Origin of the sequence: Acinetobacter sp. YH12236, from assembly GCF_013417645.1 — a bacterium.
Classification (GTDB): domain Bacteria; phylum Pseudomonadota; class Gammaproteobacteria; order Pseudomonadales; family Moraxellaceae; genus Acinetobacter.
Genome location: NZ_VPDM01000018.1, coordinates 12,641 through 29,895, shown reverse-complemented (window position 1 = coordinate 29,895; position 17,255 = coordinate 12,641). Strand labels below are relative to the sequence as shown.

Sequence of the window (17,255 nt, the reverse complement as noted above, 5' to 3'; positions counted from 1 at the left end):
AAACATCACAATAAGGGAATTATAAGATGCATTCGAGCGCGATCCGTCCATTGGCCAGCATGCTGCCACGTCAGCTTTTCAATGATGAACATGAAGCCTTTCGGGAGATGGCAACAGGTGAAGTGGTCACGGCAATTGCGATGACCGAACCTGGAACTGGCTCCGACCTGCAGGCAGTACGCACTAGTGCTGTATTAGAGGGTGATGAGTATGTGATTAATGGTTCCAAGATATTCATTACCAATGGCTATCTTTGTGATACGGCAATTGCGGTATGTAAGACGGGTCATAGTGAGAAAGGCTCTGCCAATCTTTCTTTGATTATGGTCGAAGCAGATCGTGCAGGATTTAGTAAAGGTAAACCCTTAAATAAAATCGGCATGAAAGGTCAGGATACCTGTGAACTGTTCTTTGACAATGTCCGTGTGCCTAAAGAAAACCTGCTAGGTCAGGAAGGCATGGGTTTTATGATGCTGATGAAAGAACTGGCTTGGGAGCGGTTAATTGTGGCCATCATATGTCAGGCAGGGGCAGAAGCGGCATTCGCACATACGGTAAAATACACCAAAGAACGTCAAGCCTTTGGCAAACCGATCAGCGCTTTTCAAAATACCCGTTTTAAACTGGCAGAACTGCGTACCGAAATTGAAATCTGCCGAGCTTATCTGGACCGTTGTATGCAACTACAGCTTATTCAAAAATTGGGAGTTGATGCCGCCGCAGCTGCTAAATACAAAATTTCTGAACTGTATAGCAAAGTGGTGGATGAATGCCTACAACTGCATGGTGGTTATGGCTATATGCTGGAATATCCGATTGCACGAGCGTACCTGGATAATCGCGCGAACCGCATTTATGCAGGAACCAATGAAATCATGAAGGAACTGATTTCCAGATCACTCTAATTTGAAATATGAAAAAGGAGTACATCAGGTACTCCTTTTATCTATGTCTATACTTAAGACACCAATCTTGGCTTGGCTGGCACAGCACTGGATTTCGATTTGAATTTCAATACTCCATCTTCAAAAGATGCCGTTTTAAGCTCTTTACGGTCTGCCAGATAATTATTGGATACTTTCCAAGGTGCATGCTTACCCTGTTTCGGCATCACATCTGCGGCACGGGCAATATAGCCTGAAGTTAAACTACCCATCACCGTATCTTCAAGTAATTCCGTAGCATCCCCTTCTGGAATCACTTCATCATAACCATGCTGATCCATATAATTGAGCAGACGGCAGATATATTCTGCGGCAATATCCACTTTCAAGGTCCAGGAAGCATTGATATAACCAATAATCAGCGCCATATTTGGCACATCACTGAGCATGACCCCTTGATACAGCATATGCTTCGACGTATCCAAAGGCTTGCCATCCATCGTGGCCTGAATACCACCCAGAATCTGAATATTTAAACCAGTAGCAGACACAATAATATCCGCATCCAGATATTTACCTGATTTCAGCTGAATCCCAGTTTCAGTAAATTTCTCGATATGATCTGTTTCTACAGATGCATGACCTTCACGCAGGATTTTGAATAAATCCCCATCTGGCACTACACATAGGCGCTGATCCCAAGGTTCATAATTCGGGGTAAAGTGTTTCATATCCACTTTCCCTTTCAACTGAAACTGTACAGATTTCAATAATAAGGTTTTCAGTAGTTTTGGCTGTTTTTGTGCGAGTGCATAGATACCACGCTGCATGCCAATATTACGCGCACGGGTCAGCTTATAAGCCACATCTTCTGGCAATAATTTACGCATTTTTGAGTAAATCATGTCGATCGAAGGAACTGAGGCGATATAGGTGGGAGAGCGTTGTAACATGGTCACATGCCCTGCACCGCCTTTCACCATGGCTGGAACTAATGTTATTGCTGTCGCACCACTGCCAATAATCACTACTTTTTTTCCGCTATAGTCCAGATTTTCAGGCCAATGCTGCGGGTGAATAAATGTACCTTTGAATGCTTCCTGATGCGGGAATTCCGGCTGGAAGCCTTGATCATAATTGTAGTAACCCGTACAGCCAAGAACAAAATTAGCGATCCAGGTCTGCTTTTTGCCTTGAGCATTTTCAACTACGACTGACCATTTACGTGTCGCTGAATCATAATTGGCACTAACGACGCGATGTTGAAAATAAATTTTTGAGCTCAAGTTAAATTCTTGAACCACTTCTGCTAGATAATTTTTAATTGCCGAGCCGGAAGCCAATACACTTTCTTTTTTCCAAGGCTTAAAGTTGAAGCCAAAAGTCGACATGTCCGAATCTGAACGGATACCAGGATATTTAAACAGGTCCCACGTACCGCCAAAGCTTTCGCGACGTTCAATAATTTCGAATGAGCGTTGAGGACTATGTTTAGAAAGATGGGCCGCCAGACCAATTCCCGAGATCCCCGCGCCTACAATTAAAATATCAACTTGCTTTTCCATATTCTTCTTTTACCTGAGCATTGTCATATATTTTATTAAATCACAAAATTGACAATACACAATGTCAAGTTTGAATAAAAGTGATTATTTTCTTATCTTTTCAGGACAAATTTCTAAACTGCCTGATAATGGGTAAATGCAAGACAATAAAAAAGGCCGGTTTATTCAACCGACCTTTTCGAACAACGTTTGCTGCTCTACACGAAATTAGTTAACTTCGCGATCTACTAGCTCAACGTAAGCCATCGGTGCAGCATCACCTGCACGGAAGCCCGCTTTAAGAACACGTAGATAACCGCCGTTACGCTCTTTGTAACGAGGGCCAAGAACGGTAAATAATTTACCAACAGTTGCAGCTGAACGAGTACGAGCAAACGCCAAACGACGGTTTGCTACTGTATCGACTTTAGCTAAAGTGATTAAAGGCTCAGCAACACGACGTAATTCTTTTGCTTTAGGCACAGTTGTTTTGATCAACTCGTGCTCGAACAAAGAGTTAGCCATGTTTTGGAACATCGCTTTACGATGACTGCTTGTACGGCCTAATTTCACACCACTATTACGATGACGCATGGTGATAGTCCTACTTAATTAACGGCTACGATAGGCGAAACGATCGTCCATACGGAGACTAGCTGGTGGCCAGTTCTCTAAACGCATGCCGAGTTGTAAGCCTTTGGAAGCCAGAACATCTTTGATCTCAGTAAGCGATTTTTTACCAAGGTTAGGAGTTTTAAGTAACTCAACCTCAGTACGCTGTACAAGATCACCAATGTAGTAAATGTTTTCTGCTTTCAAACAGTTAGCAGAACGAACAGTTAGCTCTAGATCATCTACTGGACGAAGCAAAATTGGATCAACTTCTTCACGAGGTTCTTGAGCCACAGGAGCTTGATCTTTCTGAAGATCAACAAAGATTGCAATTTGTTGTTGCAAGATTGTTGCCGCTTTGCGGATTGCTTCTTCTGGATCAACTGTACCGTTGGTTTCAAGATCAATGACCAGTTTATCAAGGTCAGTACGTTGTTCTACACGAGCGTTTTCCACTGTGTAAGACACACGTTTGATCGGGCTGTAAGATGCATCTAACTGTAAGCGACCCACTGGGCGAGTCTCGCCTTCTGGGAAACGTGAGTCAGAAGTCTCGTAGCCACGGCCTTGAGCCACTTTCAGGCGCATCTTAAGATTGCCTGATGCACTTAATGTGCCGATCAAGTGTTCAGGGTTAACCACTTCAACATTATGAGGTAAACGAAGGTCAGCCGCAGTTACGTCGCCTGGACCTTGTTTCTCTAATGTTAAATAAGCTTCATTTTGATCGAACAGCTTAATAGACAATCCTTTTAGGTTCAGCAAGAGCTCGACGATGTCCTGCTGCAAGCCTTCCAAAGTACTGTACTCGTGCTCAACACCTTCAATCTCAACTTCTACCACAGCAGCGCCAGGTAAAGAAGAAAGAAGGATGCGACGTAAAGCATTGCCCAGAGTATGACCAAAGCCACGCTCTAAGGGTTCTAGAATAACTTTTGCCGAGGTCCCGCTTGCCGCTTCGACCTTGATCGCTTGCGGAGTTAGAAACTCATTTGCAGTACGCGTCATATTGCTACCTCAAGGATTATTTAGAATACAATTCTACAATCAAGCTTTCGTTGATTTCAGCAGGTAAATCAGAACGATCCGGTGCAGCTTTGAACGTACCTTCTAGTTTAGAATGATCTACTTCCATCCAAGAAGGAATGCCACGTTGAGCAGCTAATTCAATTGCGTTTTTGATACGTAATTGTTGTTTAGCGCCTTCGTGAACTGCAATCACGTCACCAGCTTTAACTTGGATAGACGCGATGTTAACGCGGCGGCCATTTAAAGTGATTGAACGGTGAGATACTAACTGACGAGCTTCTGCACGTGTAGAACCAAAACCCATGCGATAAACAACGTTATCAAGACGGCTTTCGAGCAATTTCAACAGGTTTTCACCAGTTGCGCCTTTAACACGAGCAGCTTCTTTGTAGTAGTTACTAAATTGACGCTCTAAAACACCGTACATACGACGTACTTTTTGTTTTTCACGTAATTGTAGTGAGTACTCAGATTGTTTACCGCCACGAGCTCCACCATGTTGACCAGGAGCTTTAGCGTGTTTTTTAGTTTTGACGTCAAATGGTTTAACGCCAGATTTTAATTGCAGGTCTGTCCCTTCGCGGCGAGAGAGTTTGCATTTTGGACCAATATAACGAGCCATGAATGTTTCTCCTTACACGCGACGTTTTTTAGGTGGACGGCAACCGTTGTGAGGGATTGGAGTCACATCGGTAATGCTGTTAATTTTATAACCCACTGCACCTAATGCACGAACCGCAGACTCACGACCTGGACCAGGACCTTTCACAAGGACGTCCAAGTTTTTCAAACCGTAATCTAAAGCAGCTTTACCAGCAACTTCAGCAGCTACCTGAGCAGCAAACGGAGTTGATTTACGTGATCCACGGAAGCCTTGTCCACCTGAAGTGGCCCAAGCCAGTGCATTACCTTGACGATCGGTAATAGTCACAATGGTGTTATTAAAAGAAGCGTGAATGTGTGCAACACCTTCAGAGACGGTACGAGTGACCTTCTTGCGTGTGCGAGTATCTTTAGCCATCTTTTAGCTTCCAGAAATCTTATTTCTTAATTGGTTTGCGCGGACCTTTACGGGTACGTGCGTTAGTTTTGGTGCGTTGACCACGGACAGGCAAGCTGCGACGATGACGAAGACCGCGGTAGCAGCCTAAATCCATTAAACGTTTAATGTTCATGGAAATTTCGCGACGTAAATCACCTTCGGTCGGAACCTTGGCAATTTCTGCACGAATCGCATCAAGCTGAGCGTCATCTAATTCACGGATCTTAGTAGTAGTTGGGATACCCGCAGCAGCTAAGATTGACTTAGCAGTGTGGCGACCAATACCAAAGATGTACGTTAGAGAGATAACAGCATGCTTGTTATCCGGAATGTTTACACCGGCAATACGAGCCATTCAATTTTCTCCAAAAAGGCAGTAGAGATAATCAACCGCCCCACAAAAATCTTGAGGGGCGGATAATAACCCAATTCGCCTACTGAAATCAACAGGTCTTGATCAGATTAACCTTGACGCTGCTTATGACGAGGTTCTGCGCTACAAATTACGCGGATAACCCCATTACGACGGATAACTTTACAGCTACCACAAATTTTCTTTACAGAAGCTTGTACTTTCATGATGAAACCTCTAAGTGCGCTTATCCCTTAGGATGAGCAGTCGTTTTTCTCATTAACGTTTGATTGTCATACTGGTGCGAGGTGAGATGTGCTTGAAGCTGAGCCATAAAGTCCATCACCACCACTACCACGATCAGCAACGATGTTCCGCCCAAGCTAAATGGAATACCAAAAGAGCTTTGCAGAATCATCGGCATTAAACAGATGACAGTGATGTATATCGCGCCAATAAAGGTCAAACGATTGAGAATATGATCTAAGTAACGAGCAGTTTGCTCACCTGGACGAATACCAGGCACGTAAGCTCCGCTGCGTTTCAAGTTCTCTGACACTTCTTTAGGACTAAATACCAGTGCTGTATAGAAGTAACAGAAAAAGATAATTAACGCACCAAAGAGCACCAAATACAACGGCTGACCAGGCGATAACACCAATGCCAAGTCTTGTAGACTACGCTTGATAATTCCTGCACTTGGATCCGAACTACCAACCCACTGACCTAAGCTCGCTGGGAACAAAAGTAAAGAGCTGGCAAAAATTGCCGGAATTACACCCGCCATATTAATTTTTAATGGCAAGTGCGTTTGCTGTGCAGTAAATACACGACGTCCCTGCTGCTTTTGAGCATAGTTCACCGGAATACGACGTTGCGCCTTCTCGATAAACACAATCGCTGCAAGTACAGCAATCGATAACAGACCAAAAATTGCTAATCCAATTAGACTAGACTGGCCATTATCAACTGAAGTTAGAGACTGCATAACTAAAGTCGGCAATCCTGCAACGATACCTGCGAAGATGATCATGGAAATACCATTGCCCACCCCACGCTCGGTAATCTGTTCACCCAGCCACATCAAGAACATGGTCCCCGCAACCAAAGAGGTTACCGCAGGAACATAAAAAGCCAGACCAGAGGTCAGGGTAATTCCCTGGCTGATCAGGCCAGCACACATACCAATTGCTTGCACAAGTGCAAGGAACAGCGTGCCTTGTCGTGTGTATTGGTTAATCTTACGTTTGCCCTGCTCGCCTTCTTTTTTCAAAGCTTCGAGCGATGGAACCACTGTAGACATTAACTGCACAATAATCGATGCAGAGATGTATGGCATGATCCCTAAAGCAAGAATCGACATTCGCTCTAATGCACCACCCGAAAACATGTTAAACAAACCAAGGATGGTACCTTGGTTTGCATTAAACAGATTTTCTAGCGCGGCATTATTAATCCCTGGTACTGGAATATGCGCTCCTAGTCGAAACACCAACAACGCACCAATGAGAAACATCATTCGACGAATAATTTCACGGTATTTCACATGAAATGGTTGGCCTTTCATCATGTTGACATGACCTGAAGAACTAGGAGTCATAGACACTGGGGATTACTCCTCGACTTTACCGCCAGCAGCTTCAACAGCAGCTTTAGCGCCTTTAGTCAATGCAACACCTTGTACAGTGAATGCACGAGTAATTTCACCAGAAAGTACGATACGAGCACGAGTCATGTCTTTACGTACAACGTTCGCAGCTTTTAAAGTTTCAAGAGACACGATGTCGCCTTCAACTTTAGCAAGCTCAGATAAACGTACTTCAGCAGTTTTCAAAGCCAATTGGCTAGTGAAACCGAATTTAGGCAAACGACGATAAAGTGCAGTTTGACCACCTTCGAAACCTGGACGAGTACCACCGCTCTTACGTGAGTTTTGACCTTTGATACCACGACCACCAGTCTTACCAACGCCAGAACCGATACCACGACCTAGACGAAGGTTGTCACGCTTAGCACCTTCTGCAGGTGCAATTGTATTTAAACGCAGAGTCATGGCTTATTCCTCTACACTAACCATATAGTAGACTTGGTTGATCATACCACGGTTAGAAGGCGTATCTTGCACTTCTACAGTATGACCAATACGACGCAGACCTAAACCTTTCAGGCTCAGCTTGTGATTTTTCAAGCGGTGCGATGCAGATTTAGTCTGGGTAACTTTAATCGTTTTCATGATTGATTACCCTTGAATTTGTTCTACTGTTAAACCACGTTTCGCAGCAACTTTCTCAGGAGAAGTCATATCACGCAAACCGTTAAAAGTTGCGTTTACTACGTTAGCAGCGTTTGTAGAGCCATAACATTTAGTTAATACATTACGTACGCCAACAGCTTCTAAAACTGCACGCATCGCACCACCAGCAATTACACCAGTACCTTCAGAAGCAGGTTGCATGTAAACGCGGCTTGCACCGTGACGAGCATTGATAGGGTGCTGAACAGTACCATCAACAAGGTCAACAGTAATCATGTTACGACGAGCAGCTTCAAGTGCTTTAGAAATAGCAGCTGGAACTTCACGCGCTTTACCACGACCAAAACCTACGCGACCATTACCATCACCCACAACAGTTAATGCTGTGAAAGAGAAGATACGACCACCCTTAACAACTTTGGCTACACGATCAACGGCAACCAGCTTTTCAACAAGACCTTCGTTTTGTTCAACTTTAGCCATGATTAGAACTCCAAGCCGTTTTCACGGGCAGCATCAGCCAAGGCTTTGATACGACCATGATATTTGAAACCAGAACGGTCAAATGCAACTTTAGTAACACCAGCTGCTTTAGCGCGTTCTGCGATTAAAGCACCTACTTTTTGAGCTGCTTCAACGTTACCAGTAGTACCCGCACGTAAAGTAGCGTCTAGAGTAGAAGCTTGCGCTAATACTTTGCCACCATCTGCTGAGATAACTTGAGCATAGATGTGACGCGGAGTGCGGTTTACACACAAACGAGTCGCACCCAATGCACGGATGTGCAAGCGTGTGCTTTTCGCACGACGCAAACGGGATTGTTTCTTTTCGTTCATAAGAACCTCGCGCCTTATTTCTTCTTAGCTTCTTTACGAAGTACAACTTCGTCAGAATAACGAACACCTTTACCTTTATAAGGCTCTGGTGGACGGTAACCACGGATATCTGCAGCGACTTGACCTAGAACTGCTTTATCAGCAGATTTAAGTACGATTTCAGTTGCAGTTGGAGTTTCAGCAGTTACACCTTCAGGAAGCGTATAGTCGATCGGGTGAGAGAAACCAAGGTTAAGGTTAACAACGTTACCTTTAACCGCAGCTTTATAACCAACACCGATAAGTTGTAACTTACGTTCGAAACCTTCGCTTACACCTTTTACAAGGTTGTTAAGCACAGCGCGAGCAGTACCAGCTTGCATCCAAGCGTCTTTAGATTCAGCTTTAGGAGCAATAACTAGAGTACCGTCTTCCTGTTTTAGCTCGACCAGCGCATGCAGGTTGAAAGACAATGTACCTTTGCTGCCTTTCACTTCGACCTGCCGGCCGTTCTGAGTAACTGTTACACCGTTAGGTACAGTTACTGGGGCTTTAGCCACACGAGACATGAGGAATCACCTATTAAGAAACAAAAGCAATAACTTCACCACCAACGCCTGCAGCACGTGCAGCGCGATCAGTCATGATGCCTTTGCTTGTAGAAACAATTGCAATACCTAAACCTTGCTTAACGCTTGGAAGTGCATCTTTACCGCGATACTGACGTAGACCTGGACGGCTTACGCGTTTCACAGTTTCGATAACTGGCTTGCCTTCAAAATATTTTAAAGTCAAAGTAAGAGTTGCTTTGCCTTCAACTTCAGCAACTTCTACGTTTGAAATATAACCTTCTTGTTGAAGTACGTTAGCAATCGCAACTTTCAACTTAGAATTAGGCATAGAAACAGTTTGTTTCTTTGCCATTTGTGCGTTACGAACACGTGTTAGCATGTCGGCAACGGTATCTTGCATACTCATTTATAGTGCTCCTTACCAGCTTGCCTTAACAACGCCAGGTACATCACCTTGCATTACTTTATCGCGTACCATGTTACGGCTTAAGCCGAACTTACGGAAGTAACCATGAGGACGACCAGTTAAACCACAACGGTTACGTAGACGTACTGGAGATGCATTACGTGGTAATGCCTGTAATTTCATCATCGCATCGAAACGTTCTTCATCTGAAGCATTTACGTTTGCAATAATTGCTTTTAATTCAGCACGTTTTGCAGCGTATTTAGCAACAGTAGCTTCGCGTTTCAATTCGCGATTAATCATACTTTTCTTAGCCATTTCGACCTCTTATTTGAACGGGAAGCCGAATGCACGCATTAGCGCACGGCCTTCGTCATCGGTGCGAGCAGTCGTAGTGATGGTAATGTCCATACCACGAATACGGTCAATCTTATCAAAATCGATCTCAGGGAACATGATCTGTTCTTTAAGACCCATTGAGTAGTTACCACGACCATCAAATGATTTCGCAGAGAAACCACGGAAGTCACGGATACGAGGAATCGCAATCGAGATCAGACGGTCTAAGAATTCGTACATACGTTCGCCGCGTAAAGTAACTTTACAACCAATCGGCCAACCATCACGGATTTTGAAACCAGCGATAGATTTACGAGCTAACGTAAGAACTGGTTTTTGACCAGCGATAGCTTGCATATCAGAAAGAGCACCATCAAGGAGTTTCTTGTCAGCAGAAGCTGCACCAACACCCATGTTGATAGTGATTTTAGTGATGCGAGGGATCTCCATCACATTCTTAATTCCCAATTGTTCTTTTAATTGAGCTTTAAGTTCGTCGTTGTAACGTGCTTTAAGTCTGGCCATTGCCTTTTTCAACCTATTACTTCGCTACCGCCACTGATTCACCATTAGATTTGAATACGCGAGTTTTCACGCCGTCAATCGTTTGGTAACCAACACGGTCAGCCTTTTGGGTTGTAGCATTAAAAATTGCCACGTTTGAAATGTGAAGCGAAGCTTCTTGAGTTACGATGCCGCCTTCAGCGCCAGTAACACGGTTCGGCTTTTGATGCTTCTTCACCAAGTTAAGGCCTTCAACCTTAACGCGGTCATTAGAAACAGACAGAACAGTACCCTGTTTGCCTTTTTCTTTACCTGCGATCACAATTACTTGATCGCCTTTTTTAATCTTAGCCATGATCGCCTCTTATAGAACTTCAGGAGCCAATGAAATAATTTTCATGAACTGTTCAGTACGAAGTTCACGAGTCACTGGTCCGAAAATACGAGTTGCAATCGGCGCTTTGTTGTTGTTCAAAATAACAGCAGCGTTATCGTCGAAACGAATCACTGAACCGTCTGGACGACGGATACCGAATTTTGTACGTACAACTACTGCATTCATCACGTCACCTTTTTTAACACGTGCGCGTGGAATTGCTTCTTTTACAGTAACTTTAATAATGTCGCCAACAGAAGCATAACGACGATGTGAACCACCAAGTACTTTAATACATTGTACGCGGCGAGCACCACTGTTGTCTGCTACGTCGAGCATAGTTTCGGTCTGAATCATTGCCCTACTCCAAAACCGAGCATCACCGGTCACAATTTCGAAAGGCTCAAAGAGTACTCGAAATTGACCGATGATGCAACAAGAACGTTAATTACTCAGCAGCTGCTTCAACAACTTCAACTAAAGTCCATGACTTAGTTTTAGACATTGGGCGGCTTTCTTTAATGGTTACAACGTCGCCAACTTTAGCTGTGTTGTTCTCATCATGAGCATGTAATTTTGTTGAACGGCGGATTGATTTGCCATACAACGGGTGTTGAACACGGCGTTCGATAAGAACAACGATAGATTTTTCCATCTTGTCGCTTACTACTTTGCCTGTTAACGTGCGGACTGTATTTTCACTCATTGTCCGTTCCCCTGTTTTTCGGTAAGGAGGGTCTTGATACGAGCAATAGTCTTGCGAGTCAATTGCACTTCGTGCGATTTACCCAATTGACCAGTTGCTTTCGCCATACGAAGACGGAATTGGTTTAGCTGTTGCTCATCAAGCAAAGCTGTCAACTCTTCTACCGACTTTTCACGTAGATCTTTAGTTTTCATTACATTACCGTCCGAGTCACGATAGTGGTTTTAAACGGAAGTTTAGCAGCAGCAAGCGTGAACGCTTCGCGAGCTAGGTCTTCGTTAACACCATCAATTTCGTACAAGACTTTACCTGGTTTGATTTGGCAAACCCAGTATTCCACAGAACCTTTACCTTTACCCATACGCACTTCAAGTGGTTTAGAAGTAATTGGCTTGTCCGGGAATACACGGATAAAGATTTTACCACCACGTTTAATACGACGGCTAATTGTACGACGCGCTGCTTCAATTTGACGTGCAGTCATTTGACCACGTTCGATTGATTTAAGTGCGATAGTACCAAAAGATACTGAGCTACCGCGGTGAGCTAGACCAGTGTTACGGCCTTTTTGCACCTTACGGAATTTAGTACGTTTAGGTTGCAACATGGATTATTCTCCTTTTTCAGCAGAACGATCATTGCGACGACCACGACGCTCTTGACCTTCACCACGACCGCGACCGCGTTTAGCTGGACGTTCTTCAACTGGAGCTGGGTTCATGACTTGTTTCATGCCACCCAAGATCTCGCCACGGAAGATCCAAACTTTAACACCAATCGTACCGTAAGTAGTCTCAGCACGCATAGTCGCGTAGTCGATATCTGCACGAAGAGTATGTAGAGGTACACGACCTTCACGATACCATTCAGTACGAGCAATCTCAGCACCACCTAAACGGCCTGAAACTTCTACTTTGATACCTTTCGCACCAGCACGCATAGTGTTTTGAACCGCACGCTTCATAGCACGACGGAACATTACACGTTTTTCCAATTGAGAAGCGATAGCTTCAGCAACTAGACGCGCGTCTAAGTCTGGACGATCAATTTCGTTGATACTTACTTGCGCAGGAACACCCATAATAGATGTTAATTCGCGTTGTAATTTCTCAATGTCTTCGCCTTTTTTACCGATTACGATACCAGGACGAGCAGTGCTAATAGTTACTTTAGCAGCGCCTGTTGGACGTTCGATAAGAATATTGCTGATCATTGCATTCTTAAGTTTTTTAGTTAAAAACTCACGAACTTGCAAATCTTTAAGCAAGTATTCAGCGTATTGTTTCGGACTCGCATACCAGTTAGCGTTATGACGTTTCACAACACCTAGGCGGATACCGATTGGATGAACCTTCTGACCCATATCAAACCCCTACCTTAACGGTGATGTGACAAGTACGCTTAGTAATACGATCTGCACGGCCTTTAGCACGTGGCATAATACGTTTCAGGCTCATGCCTTCATCAACGTAGATCGTAGAAACTTTAAGGTCGTCTACATCTAAACTGTTATTATGTTCAGCGTTTGCAATTGCAGATTCCAACGCTTTCTTAACCAATACTGCAGCTTTTTTGTTGCTGAAGTTTAAGATGTTAAGAGCGTGCGCAACAGATTTGCCGCGGATAAGATCTGCAACCAAACGAGCTTTTTGTGCCGAGATAGCGGCACCGCGTAATTTAGCAGTTACTTCCATCATAGCACCTATTAACGTTTAGATTTCTTGTCAACACCGTGACCACGGTAGGTACGAGTCGGTGCAAATTCACCAAGCTTGTGTCCAACCATATGTTCAGAGATGATCACTGGAACATGGTTACGGCCATTGTGTACAGAAATTGTTAAACCAACAAAATCCGGGAGGATCATCGAACGACGCGACCAAGTTTTGATCGGCTTACGGTTATTAGCCGCGATAGCCGCTTCAACCTTAGCGAACAAGTGCGCATCGACGAATGGGCCTTTTTTCAGAGAACGAGGCATTGTCAGATTCCTTTACTTGTTACTTAACGCGACGGTCGCGAATAATCATCTTAGTCGTACGCTTGTTGGTACGTGTTTTGTACCCTTTAGCTTTTTGACCCCATGGGCTTACAGGTTGAATACCTTTGTTACGCCCTTCACCACCACCGTGTGGGTGATCAACTGGGTTCATCGCCATACCACGAACGGTAGGACGAACACCACGCCAGCGTGATGCACCAGCTTTACCTAGTGAGCGAAGGTTGCTTTCTGAGTTAGATACTTCACCTAACACAGCGCGGCATTCAACATGAATTTTACGCATCTCGCCTGAACGAAGACGAACGATAGCGTAGGAACCGTCACGACCCAACAACTGAACAGAAGTACCAGCTGAACGAGCTAACTGCGCGCCTTTACCGATTTTAAGTTCGATGTTGTGAAGAGTAGAACCGATAGGCATGTTGCGAAGTGGCAAGCAGTTACCTGGACGGATTGGAGCATCGTTACCAGATTGAACTGAATCACCAGCGCGTAAACCTTTAGGCGCGATGATGTAGCGACGTTCACCGTCAGCATACTTCAACAACGCAATGTGCGCAGTACGGTTTGGATCGTATTCAATACGCTCAACTACAGCTGGGATGCCGTCTTTGTTACGTTTGAAGTCGATTAAACGGTAGTGTTGTTTGTGACCGCCACCAACGTGACGAGTCGTAATGTGACCGTTGTTATTACGGCCGCCAGTACGTTTTTTAGCTTCAACTAGTGGAGCATAAGGCGCGCCTTTGTGAAGGTGATCATGAACCACTTTCTCTACAAAGCGACGTCCTGGAGACGTTGGCTTACATTTTTGAATAGGCATAGTTTTCGTCCTTATTCCGCTGCGCTTTCAGCGGCATCGCCCAAGTCAGCCATTTCAACATCTTGGCCAGCTTTCAGGGTGACGTATGCTTTTTTAACATCAGAACGACGTCCTAATGTTTTACCAAAGCGTTTAGTTTTACCTTTAGTGATCGTAGTGTTAACTTTAACAACTTCTACACCAAACAATTGTTCCACTGCTTTTTTGATTTCAAGCTTGTTTGCATCAAGTGCAACTTTGAATACTTGAACACCAGCAGTTTCACCTAAAACTTGTGCTTTTTCTGAGAAAACAGGTCCTTGCAGGACTTGATATAAACGTTCGTTGTTCATCCGAGTTCTACCTCAATTTTCTTAGCAGCAGCTACAGACATAACAACTTTATCGAACGCGATCAAGCTAACAGGATCGATTGCAGTCGCATCAACCACATCAACGTGTGGAAGGTTACGAGCAGCTAGATACAAGTTCTCATCAACAGCATCAGTAACGATCAATGCACGAGTAGCATTCAAGTCGTTAAGTTTTGCAAGCAATTCTTTAGTTTTTGGAGCTGCAACAGCAAACTCTTCAACTAGAACTAAGCGATCTTGACGAACAAGTTCAGCCAGGATGCATTGCATAGCACCGCGGTACATTTTACGGTTTACTTTTTGAGACCAGTCTTGTGGACGAGCAGCAAAAGTTTTACCACCGCCAACCCAGATTGGGCTACGAATAGAACCAGCACGAGCGCGGCCAGTACCTTTTTGACGGAATGGTTTTTTACCACCGCCAGAAACGTCTGCACGTGATTTCTGAGCTTTAGAACCTTGACGACCACCAGCTAAGTAAGCTGTAACAACTTGGTGTACAAGAGCTTCATTAAATTCACGACCGAACGCAACTTCTGATAATTCAACAGCAGAGCCGGAAACAGTATTTAAATTCACGTTATTTCCCCTCAGGCCTTGATCGTAGGACGAACAGTTACGTCGCCACCAGTAGCGCCAGGAATCGCACCTTTAACTACTAGAACTGAACGTTCTGCGTCGATAGATACAATTTCAAGACCCTGTACAGTTACGCGTTCAGCACCTAAATGGCCAGCCATTTTTTTGCCTTTGAACACGCGACCAGGAGTCTGGTTTTGACCTGTAGAACCTAGAACACGGTGAGAAACAGAGTTACCGTGAGTAGCGTCTTGAGTACGGAAGTTCCAACGCTTAACACCACCTTGGAAACCTTTACCTTTAGACTGACCAGTTACGTCAACAATTTGACCAACTGTGAACAGATCTACACCGATAGTAGCGCCAACTTCACGACCTTCAAGCTCAGCTTCTGAAACGCGGAATTCTTGAACCAGACGGCCAGCAGCAACACCAGCTTTCGCGAAGTGACCTTTCTGAGCGTTAGTTACGCGAGATTCGCGACGTTCACCAGTAGTGATTTGAATCGCTTGATAACCATCAGTTTCAAGCGTTTTGATTTGAGTGATGCGGTTAGGATCAACCTCAATCACTGTAACAGGCACAGAAACACCAGCATCTGTAAAGATACGTGTCATACCGCACTTGCGACCGACTAAACCAATAGCCATGTGCATAAACCTCTAAAAAAGCGGCCTAATTAACTTAGAGCGTTAATTAACCCGAAAGCCTTAACCCAATGCGATCTGAACATCAACACCAGCTGCAAGATCTAACTTCATCAATGCATCTACAGTTTTGTCTGTAGGTTGAACGATGTCGATCAAACGTTTGTAAGTGCGGATCTCGTATTGGTCACGCGCATCTTTGTTAACGTGTGGTGATGTTAAAACGTTAAAACGTTCAATGCGTGTAGGCATTGGAATTGGACCACAAACTTGTGCGCCAGTACGTTTTGCTGTTTCTACGATTTCTTGAGCTGATTGATCAATAAGACGGTGATCAAAAGACTTAAGACGGATACGAATTCTCTGGTTAGACATACCAGTTAACTCCAAGCCAAATATATAAAGAATCACTCTTGACGCATCTCACCCCACTATTTTAAGGCAAGTGTCAAGAGCAGTGAAATATCACTAAGGTCGTGATCGATGCCACGACTGTAACGATAGTTAACTACTTTCTTCGTAGTTAACCCCCTTCCTATTGAAGGGTCGCTTATTATAGCCATTGTTTATTGCATAAGCAAATCCCTTTTAGAGTTTTTCTTGCTGTATTTCAATTTATTCGGGAAATCAATTGTTTATTTTTTACCCACTAGGCCGTTTTTTCCAAAACATACTGAATAGCTTGATTTAGTATTTGATTTCCTTGGATAAAATTATTTTTGGTTGTTCTTTTCAGTTGTTGGATGTCCTGTACATATTTTCCAGAAAATTGTGAAATTTCTTCTTCATTTTCCAAAAACAGCTTTAAAGTTTCCGGGGTGATTTCCGGATGAAACTGGAACCCCAAGACATTCTTGCCGAGTTGATACATCTGATTACGACAGGCTTCATTTTCTGCCAGATGAATTGCCCCTTTAGGTAGTTCAAAGGTTTCACTATGCCACTGCATAATTTCAAACTGTTCAGGTAAAATAAAACAATCCTCGGGTACATGCGCGACTTTGCGTACCGTGGTCCAGCCTAACTCCTGCTCCTGGTTACGGCTGACGGCCGCACCCAAGGCATTGGCAATCAGCTGCCCACCTAAACATAGGCCAATCGCCGGTTTGCCTTGAGAAAGATAACGGCGTAACCAGCGTTTTTCGATCTTGAGCCATGGATAATTTGCCTCATCATTGACACTCATGGTGCCTCCCATGATGATCAGCAAATCAACTTCTTCAACTGCTGGTAAAGCTTCTATATCGAGTGGACGATCGACGGGTAAAGCAAAGAATTCAGTCGCAGTAATTTGCGCCTGATGCTGCTTTAAAAAATCAATACAACTACCAAAACCCTCGCCAGCAATATGCTGAAAATAATGTACTTTTAACTGCGACTTCATGCGCCTAAACCTTTTGTTGTAGCTCTCTGATTT

Annotated in this window: 30 protein-coding genes and 1 pseudogene; 1 reads left to right on the top strand and 30 read right to left on the bottom strand. The window is 44.1% G+C overall.

From position 1 onward, the window contains the following. Window positions 1-104: 104 nt before the first annotated feature. A pseudogene (locus tag FTV14_RS09240) lies at window positions 105-905 on the top strand (acyl-CoA dehydrogenase family protein); the annotation flags it as partial. Between the two features lie 53 nt (window positions 906-958). Here FTV14_RS09240 and FTV14_RS09235 read toward each other — a convergent pair. From FTV14_RS09235 to FTV14_RS09090, 30 genes are all read right to left on the bottom strand, one after another. Next, the gene (locus FTV14_RS09235; RefSeq protein ID WP_180053803.1) at window positions 959-2,449 is read right to left on the bottom strand and encodes an NAD(P)/FAD-dependent oxidoreductase; all 1,491 of its coding nucleotides are present in this window, start codon (window positions 2,447-2,449) and stop codon (window positions 959-961) included. 207 nt (window positions 2,450-2,656) lie between these two features. Next, window positions 2,657-3,022 carry a 50S ribosomal protein L17 gene (gene rplQ, locus FTV14_RS09230; RefSeq protein WP_004786886.1) on the bottom strand — a complete coding sequence of 122 codons (366 nt, stop codon included), beginning with the start codon at window positions 3,020-3,022 and terminating at the stop codon, window positions 2,657-2,659. Window positions 3,023-3,040: 18 nt separating this feature from the next. Beyond that, complete coding sequence (locus FTV14_RS09225) at window positions 3,041-4,048, bottom strand: DNA-directed RNA polymerase subunit alpha (RefSeq protein ID WP_004786889.1); 1,008 nt, start codon at window positions 4,046-4,048, stop codon at window positions 3,041-3,043. Between the two features lie 16 nt (window positions 4,049-4,064). Further along, window positions 4,065-4,691: a 30S ribosomal protein S4 gene (gene rpsD, locus FTV14_RS09220; RefSeq protein WP_004786890.1), complete on the bottom strand. Its 627-nt coding sequence runs from the start codon at window positions 4,689-4,691 to the stop codon at window positions 4,065-4,067. A gap of 12 nt (window positions 4,692-4,703) precedes the next feature. Beyond that, window positions 4,704-5,090, bottom strand: a complete 387-nt coding sequence (gene rpsK, locus FTV14_RS09215; RefSeq protein ID WP_001040166.1) for a 30S ribosomal protein S11 — start codon at window positions 5,088-5,090, stop codon at window positions 4,704-4,706. A gap of 19 nt (window positions 5,091-5,109) precedes the next feature. Continuing rightward, the gene (rpsM, locus tag FTV14_RS09210; RefSeq protein ID WP_004786893.1) at window positions 5,110-5,466 is read right to left on the bottom strand and encodes a 30S ribosomal protein S13; all 357 of its coding nucleotides are present in this window, start codon (window positions 5,464-5,466) and stop codon (window positions 5,110-5,112) included. 107 nt (window positions 5,467-5,573) lie between these two features. Beyond that, complete coding sequence (rpmJ, locus tag FTV14_RS09205) at window positions 5,574-5,690, bottom strand: 50S ribosomal protein L36 (protein ID WP_000867907.1); 117 nt, start codon at window positions 5,688-5,690, stop codon at window positions 5,574-5,576. Between the two features lie 20 nt (window positions 5,691-5,710). Then, window positions 5,711-7,030, bottom strand: coding sequence for a preprotein translocase subunit SecY (gene secY, locus FTV14_RS09200; RefSeq protein ID WP_171505548.1), 1,320 nt, complete (start codon window positions 7,028-7,030; stop codon window positions 5,711-5,713). A 45-nt stretch (window positions 7,031-7,075) separates the two neighbouring features. After that, entirely contained in the window at window positions 7,076-7,516 is a 441-nt protein-coding gene (gene rplO, locus FTV14_RS09195) for a 50S ribosomal protein L15 (protein WP_004786897.1), read from the bottom strand. A 3-nt stretch (window positions 7,517-7,519) separates the two neighbouring features. After that, window positions 7,520-7,696, bottom strand: coding sequence for a 50S ribosomal protein L30 (gene rpmD, locus FTV14_RS09190; protein WP_004786899.1), 177 nt, complete (start codon window positions 7,694-7,696; stop codon window positions 7,520-7,522). A 6-nt stretch (window positions 7,697-7,702) separates the two neighbouring features. Further along, window positions 7,703-8,200 carry a 30S ribosomal protein S5 gene (gene rpsE / locus FTV14_RS09185; protein ID WP_004786901.1) on the bottom strand — a complete coding sequence of 166 codons (498 nt, stop codon included), beginning with the start codon at window positions 8,198-8,200 and terminating at the stop codon, window positions 7,703-7,705. A gap of 2 nt (window positions 8,201-8,202) precedes the next feature. Further along, complete coding sequence (rplR, locus tag FTV14_RS09180) at window positions 8,203-8,553, bottom strand: 50S ribosomal protein L18 (protein ID WP_004281497.1); 351 nt, start codon at window positions 8,551-8,553, stop codon at window positions 8,203-8,205. Between the two features lie 14 nt (window positions 8,554-8,567). Next, window positions 8,568-9,101 carry a 50S ribosomal protein L6 gene (gene rplF, locus FTV14_RS09175; protein WP_004786903.1) on the bottom strand — a complete coding sequence of 178 codons (534 nt, stop codon included), beginning with the start codon at window positions 9,099-9,101 and terminating at the stop codon, window positions 8,568-8,570. Between the two features lie 13 nt (window positions 9,102-9,114). Next, entirely contained in the window at window positions 9,115-9,510 is a 396-nt protein-coding gene (gene rpsH / locus FTV14_RS09170; protein ID WP_004786905.1) for a 30S ribosomal protein S8, read from the bottom strand. 12 nt (window positions 9,511-9,522) lie between these two features. Beyond that, window positions 9,523-9,828, bottom strand: coding sequence for a 30S ribosomal protein S14 (gene rpsN, locus FTV14_RS09165; RefSeq protein ID WP_004786907.1), 306 nt, complete (start codon window positions 9,826-9,828; stop codon window positions 9,523-9,525). 9 nt (window positions 9,829-9,837) lie between these two features. Continuing rightward, window positions 9,838-10,374 (bottom strand): 50S ribosomal protein L5, encoded by a 537-nt coding sequence (gene rplE, locus FTV14_RS09160; RefSeq protein WP_004786908.1) that lies wholly within the window; start codon window positions 10,372-10,374, stop codon window positions 9,838-9,840. 16 nt (window positions 10,375-10,390) lie between these two features. Further along, window positions 10,391-10,708: a 50S ribosomal protein L24 gene (gene rplX / locus FTV14_RS09155; protein ID WP_004786911.1), complete on the bottom strand. Its 318-nt coding sequence runs from the start codon at window positions 10,706-10,708 to the stop codon at window positions 10,391-10,393. Window positions 10,709-10,717: 9 nt separating this feature from the next. Then, the gene (rplN, locus tag FTV14_RS09150) at window positions 10,718-11,086 is read right to left on the bottom strand and encodes a 50S ribosomal protein L14 (protein ID WP_001982634.1); all 369 of its coding nucleotides are present in this window, start codon (window positions 11,084-11,086) and stop codon (window positions 10,718-10,720) included. 91 nt (window positions 11,087-11,177) lie between these two features. Then, on the bottom strand, window positions 11,178-11,435 hold the full coding sequence (gene rpsQ, locus FTV14_RS09145; RefSeq protein WP_004786913.1) for a 30S ribosomal protein S17: 258 nt from the start codon (window positions 11,433-11,435) through the stop codon (window positions 11,178-11,180). Continuing rightward, complete coding sequence (rpmC, locus tag FTV14_RS09140; protein ID WP_004786915.1) at window positions 11,432-11,629, bottom strand: 50S ribosomal protein L29; 198 nt, start codon at window positions 11,627-11,629, stop codon at window positions 11,432-11,434. The genes rpsQ and rpmC overlap by 4 nt, the downstream gene beginning before the upstream one ends. Then, complete coding sequence (gene rplP, locus FTV14_RS09135) at window positions 11,629-12,042, bottom strand: 50S ribosomal protein L16 (protein WP_004786917.1); 414 nt, start codon at window positions 12,040-12,042, stop codon at window positions 11,629-11,631. The genes rpmC and rplP overlap by 1 nt, the downstream gene beginning before the upstream one ends. A gap of 3 nt (window positions 12,043-12,045) precedes the next feature. Continuing rightward, on the bottom strand, window positions 12,046-12,798 hold the full coding sequence (rpsC, locus tag FTV14_RS09130; protein ID WP_180053802.1) for a 30S ribosomal protein S3: 753 nt from the start codon (window positions 12,796-12,798) through the stop codon (window positions 12,046-12,048). A gap of 1 nt (window position 12,799) precedes the next feature. Further along, complete coding sequence (gene rplV, locus FTV14_RS09125; protein ID WP_001982638.1) at window positions 12,800-13,129, bottom strand: 50S ribosomal protein L22; 330 nt, start codon at window positions 13,127-13,129, stop codon at window positions 12,800-12,802. Window positions 13,130-13,140: 11 nt separating this feature from the next. Further along, on the bottom strand, window positions 13,141-13,416 hold the full coding sequence (gene rpsS, locus FTV14_RS09120) for a 30S ribosomal protein S19 (RefSeq protein WP_004673001.1): 276 nt from the start codon (window positions 13,414-13,416) through the stop codon (window positions 13,141-13,143). A gap of 19 nt (window positions 13,417-13,435) precedes the next feature. After that, entirely contained in the window at window positions 13,436-14,260 is an 825-nt protein-coding gene (gene rplB, locus FTV14_RS09115; protein ID WP_005233738.1) for a 50S ribosomal protein L2, read from the bottom strand. 11 nt (window positions 14,261-14,271) lie between these two features. Next, window positions 14,272-14,592, bottom strand: a complete 321-nt coding sequence (gene rplW / locus FTV14_RS09110) for a 50S ribosomal protein L23 (RefSeq protein WP_004786923.1) — start codon at window positions 14,590-14,592, stop codon at window positions 14,272-14,274. After that, window positions 14,589-15,191 carry a 50S ribosomal protein L4 gene (rplD, locus tag FTV14_RS09105; protein WP_004786925.1) on the bottom strand — a complete coding sequence of 201 codons (603 nt, stop codon included), beginning with the start codon at window positions 15,189-15,191 and terminating at the stop codon, window positions 14,589-14,591. Before rplD ends, rplW begins: the two co-directional genes overlap by 4 nt. A gap of 11 nt (window positions 15,192-15,202) precedes the next feature. Further along, window positions 15,203-15,841, bottom strand: a complete 639-nt coding sequence (gene rplC, locus FTV14_RS09100; protein WP_005233737.1) for a 50S ribosomal protein L3 — start codon at window positions 15,839-15,841, stop codon at window positions 15,203-15,205. A gap of 60 nt (window positions 15,842-15,901) precedes the next feature. Further along, window positions 15,902-16,213, bottom strand: coding sequence for a 30S ribosomal protein S10 (gene rpsJ / locus FTV14_RS09095; RefSeq protein WP_000070912.1), 312 nt, complete (start codon window positions 16,211-16,213; stop codon window positions 15,902-15,904). A gap of 274 nt (window positions 16,214-16,487) precedes the next feature. Further along, window positions 16,488-17,222: a type 1 glutamine amidotransferase gene (locus tag FTV14_RS09090; protein WP_179992772.1), complete on the bottom strand. Its 735-nt coding sequence runs from the start codon at window positions 17,220-17,222 to the stop codon at window positions 16,488-16,490. Between the last annotated feature and the right edge of the window lie 33 nt (window positions 17,223-17,255).

What these genes read in the sequence shown, in the direction of transcription:
- FTV14_RS09235 (WP_180053803.1), bottom strand. Translation starts at nt 2,449, where the DNA reads ATGGAAAAGCAAGTTGATATTTTAATTGTAGGCGCGGGGATCTCGGGA.
- rplQ (WP_004786886.1), bottom strand. Translation starts at nt 3,022, where the DNA reads ATGCGTCATCGTAATAGTGGTGTGAAATTAGGCCGTACAAGCAGTCAT.
- FTV14_RS09225 (WP_004786889.1), bottom strand. Translation starts at nt 4,048, where the DNA reads ATGACGCGTACTGCAAATGAGTTTCTAACTCCGCAAGCGATCAAGGTC.
- rpsD (WP_004786890.1), bottom strand. Translation starts at nt 4,691, where the DNA reads ATGGCTCGTTATATTGGTCCAAAATGCAAACTCTCTCGCCGCGAAGGG.
- rpsK (WP_001040166.1), bottom strand. Translation starts at nt 5,090, where the DNA reads ATGGCTAAAGATACTCGCACACGCAAGAAGGTCACTCGTACCGTCTCT.
- rpsM (WP_004786893.1), bottom strand. Translation starts at nt 5,466, where the DNA reads ATGGCTCGTATTGCCGGTGTAAACATTCCGGATAACAAGCATGCTGTT.
- rpmJ (WP_000867907.1), bottom strand. Translation starts at nt 5,690, where the DNA reads ATGAAAGTACAAGCTTCTGTAAAGAAAATTTGTGGTAGCTGTAAAGTT.
- secY (WP_171505548.1), bottom strand. Translation starts at nt 7,030, where the DNA reads ATGAAAGGCCAACCATTTCATGTGAAATACCGTGAAATTATTCGTCGA.
- rplO (WP_004786897.1), bottom strand. Translation starts at nt 7,516, where the DNA reads ATGACTCTGCGTTTAAATACAATTGCACCTGCAGAAGGTGCTAAGCGT.
- rpmD (WP_004786899.1), bottom strand. Translation starts at nt 7,696, where the DNA reads ATGAAAACGATTAAAGTTACCCAGACTAAATCTGCATCGCACCGCTTG.
- rpsE (WP_004786901.1), bottom strand. Translation starts at nt 8,200, where the DNA reads ATGGCTAAAGTTGAACAAAACGAAGGTCTTGTTGAAAAGCTGGTTGCC.
- rplR (WP_004281497.1), bottom strand. Translation starts at nt 8,553, where the DNA reads ATGAACGAAAAGAAACAATCCCGTTTGCGTCGTGCGAAAAGCACACGC.
- rplF (WP_004786903.1), bottom strand. Translation starts at nt 9,101, where the DNA reads ATGTCTCGTGTGGCTAAAGCCCCAGTAACTGTACCTAACGGTGTAACA.
- rpsH (WP_004786905.1), bottom strand. Translation starts at nt 9,510, where the DNA reads ATGAGTATGCAAGATACCGTTGCCGACATGCTAACACGTGTTCGTAAC.
- rpsN (WP_004786907.1), bottom strand. Translation starts at nt 9,828, where the DNA reads ATGGCTAAGAAAAGTATGATTAATCGCGAATTGAAACGCGAAGCTACT.
- rplE (WP_004786908.1), bottom strand. Translation starts at nt 10,374, where the DNA reads ATGGCCAGACTTAAAGCACGTTACAACGACGAACTTAAAGCTCAATTA.
- rplX (WP_004786911.1), bottom strand. Translation starts at nt 10,708, where the DNA reads ATGGCTAAGATTAAAAAAGGCGATCAAGTAATTGTGATCGCAGGTAAA.
- rplN (WP_001982634.1), bottom strand. Translation starts at nt 11,086, where the DNA reads ATGATTCAGACCGAAACTATGCTCGACGTAGCAGACAACAGTGGTGCT.
- rpsQ (WP_004786913.1), bottom strand. Translation starts at nt 11,435, where the DNA reads ATGAGTGAAAATACAGTCCGCACGTTAACAGGCAAAGTAGTAAGCGAC.
- rpmC (WP_004786915.1), bottom strand. Translation starts at nt 11,629, where the DNA reads ATGAAAACTAAAGATCTACGTGAAAAGTCGGTAGAAGAGTTGACAGCT.
- rplP (WP_004786917.1), bottom strand. Translation starts at nt 12,042, where the DNA reads ATGTTGCAACCTAAACGTACTAAATTCCGTAAGGTGCAAAAAGGCCGT.
- rpsC (WP_180053802.1), bottom strand. Translation starts at nt 12,798, where the DNA reads ATGGGTCAGAAGGTTCATCCAATCGGTATCCGCCTAGGTGTTGTGAAA.
- rplV (WP_001982638.1), bottom strand. Translation starts at nt 13,129, where the DNA reads ATGGAAGTAACTGCTAAATTACGCGGTGCCGCTATCTCGGCACAAAAA.
- rpsS (WP_004673001.1), bottom strand. Translation starts at nt 13,416, where the DNA reads ATGCCTCGTTCTCTGAAAAAAGGCCCATTCGTCGATGCGCACTTGTTC.
- rplB (WP_005233738.1), bottom strand. Translation starts at nt 14,260, where the DNA reads ATGCCTATTCAAAAATGTAAGCCAACGTCTCCAGGACGTCGCTTTGTA.
- rplW (WP_004786923.1), bottom strand. Translation starts at nt 14,592, where the DNA reads ATGAACAACGAACGTTTATATCAAGTCCTGCAAGGACCTGTTTTCTCA.
- rplC (WP_005233737.1), bottom strand. Translation starts at nt 15,841, where the DNA reads ATGGCTATTGGTTTAGTCGGTCGCAAGTGCGGTATGACACGTATCTTT.
- rpsJ (WP_000070912.1), bottom strand. Translation starts at nt 16,213, where the DNA reads ATGTCTAACCAGAGAATTCGTATCCGTCTTAAGTCTTTTGATCACCGT.
- FTV14_RS09090 (WP_179992772.1), bottom strand. Translation starts at nt 17,222, where the DNA reads ATGAAGTCGCAGTTAAAAGTACATTATTTTCAGCATATTGCTGGCGAG.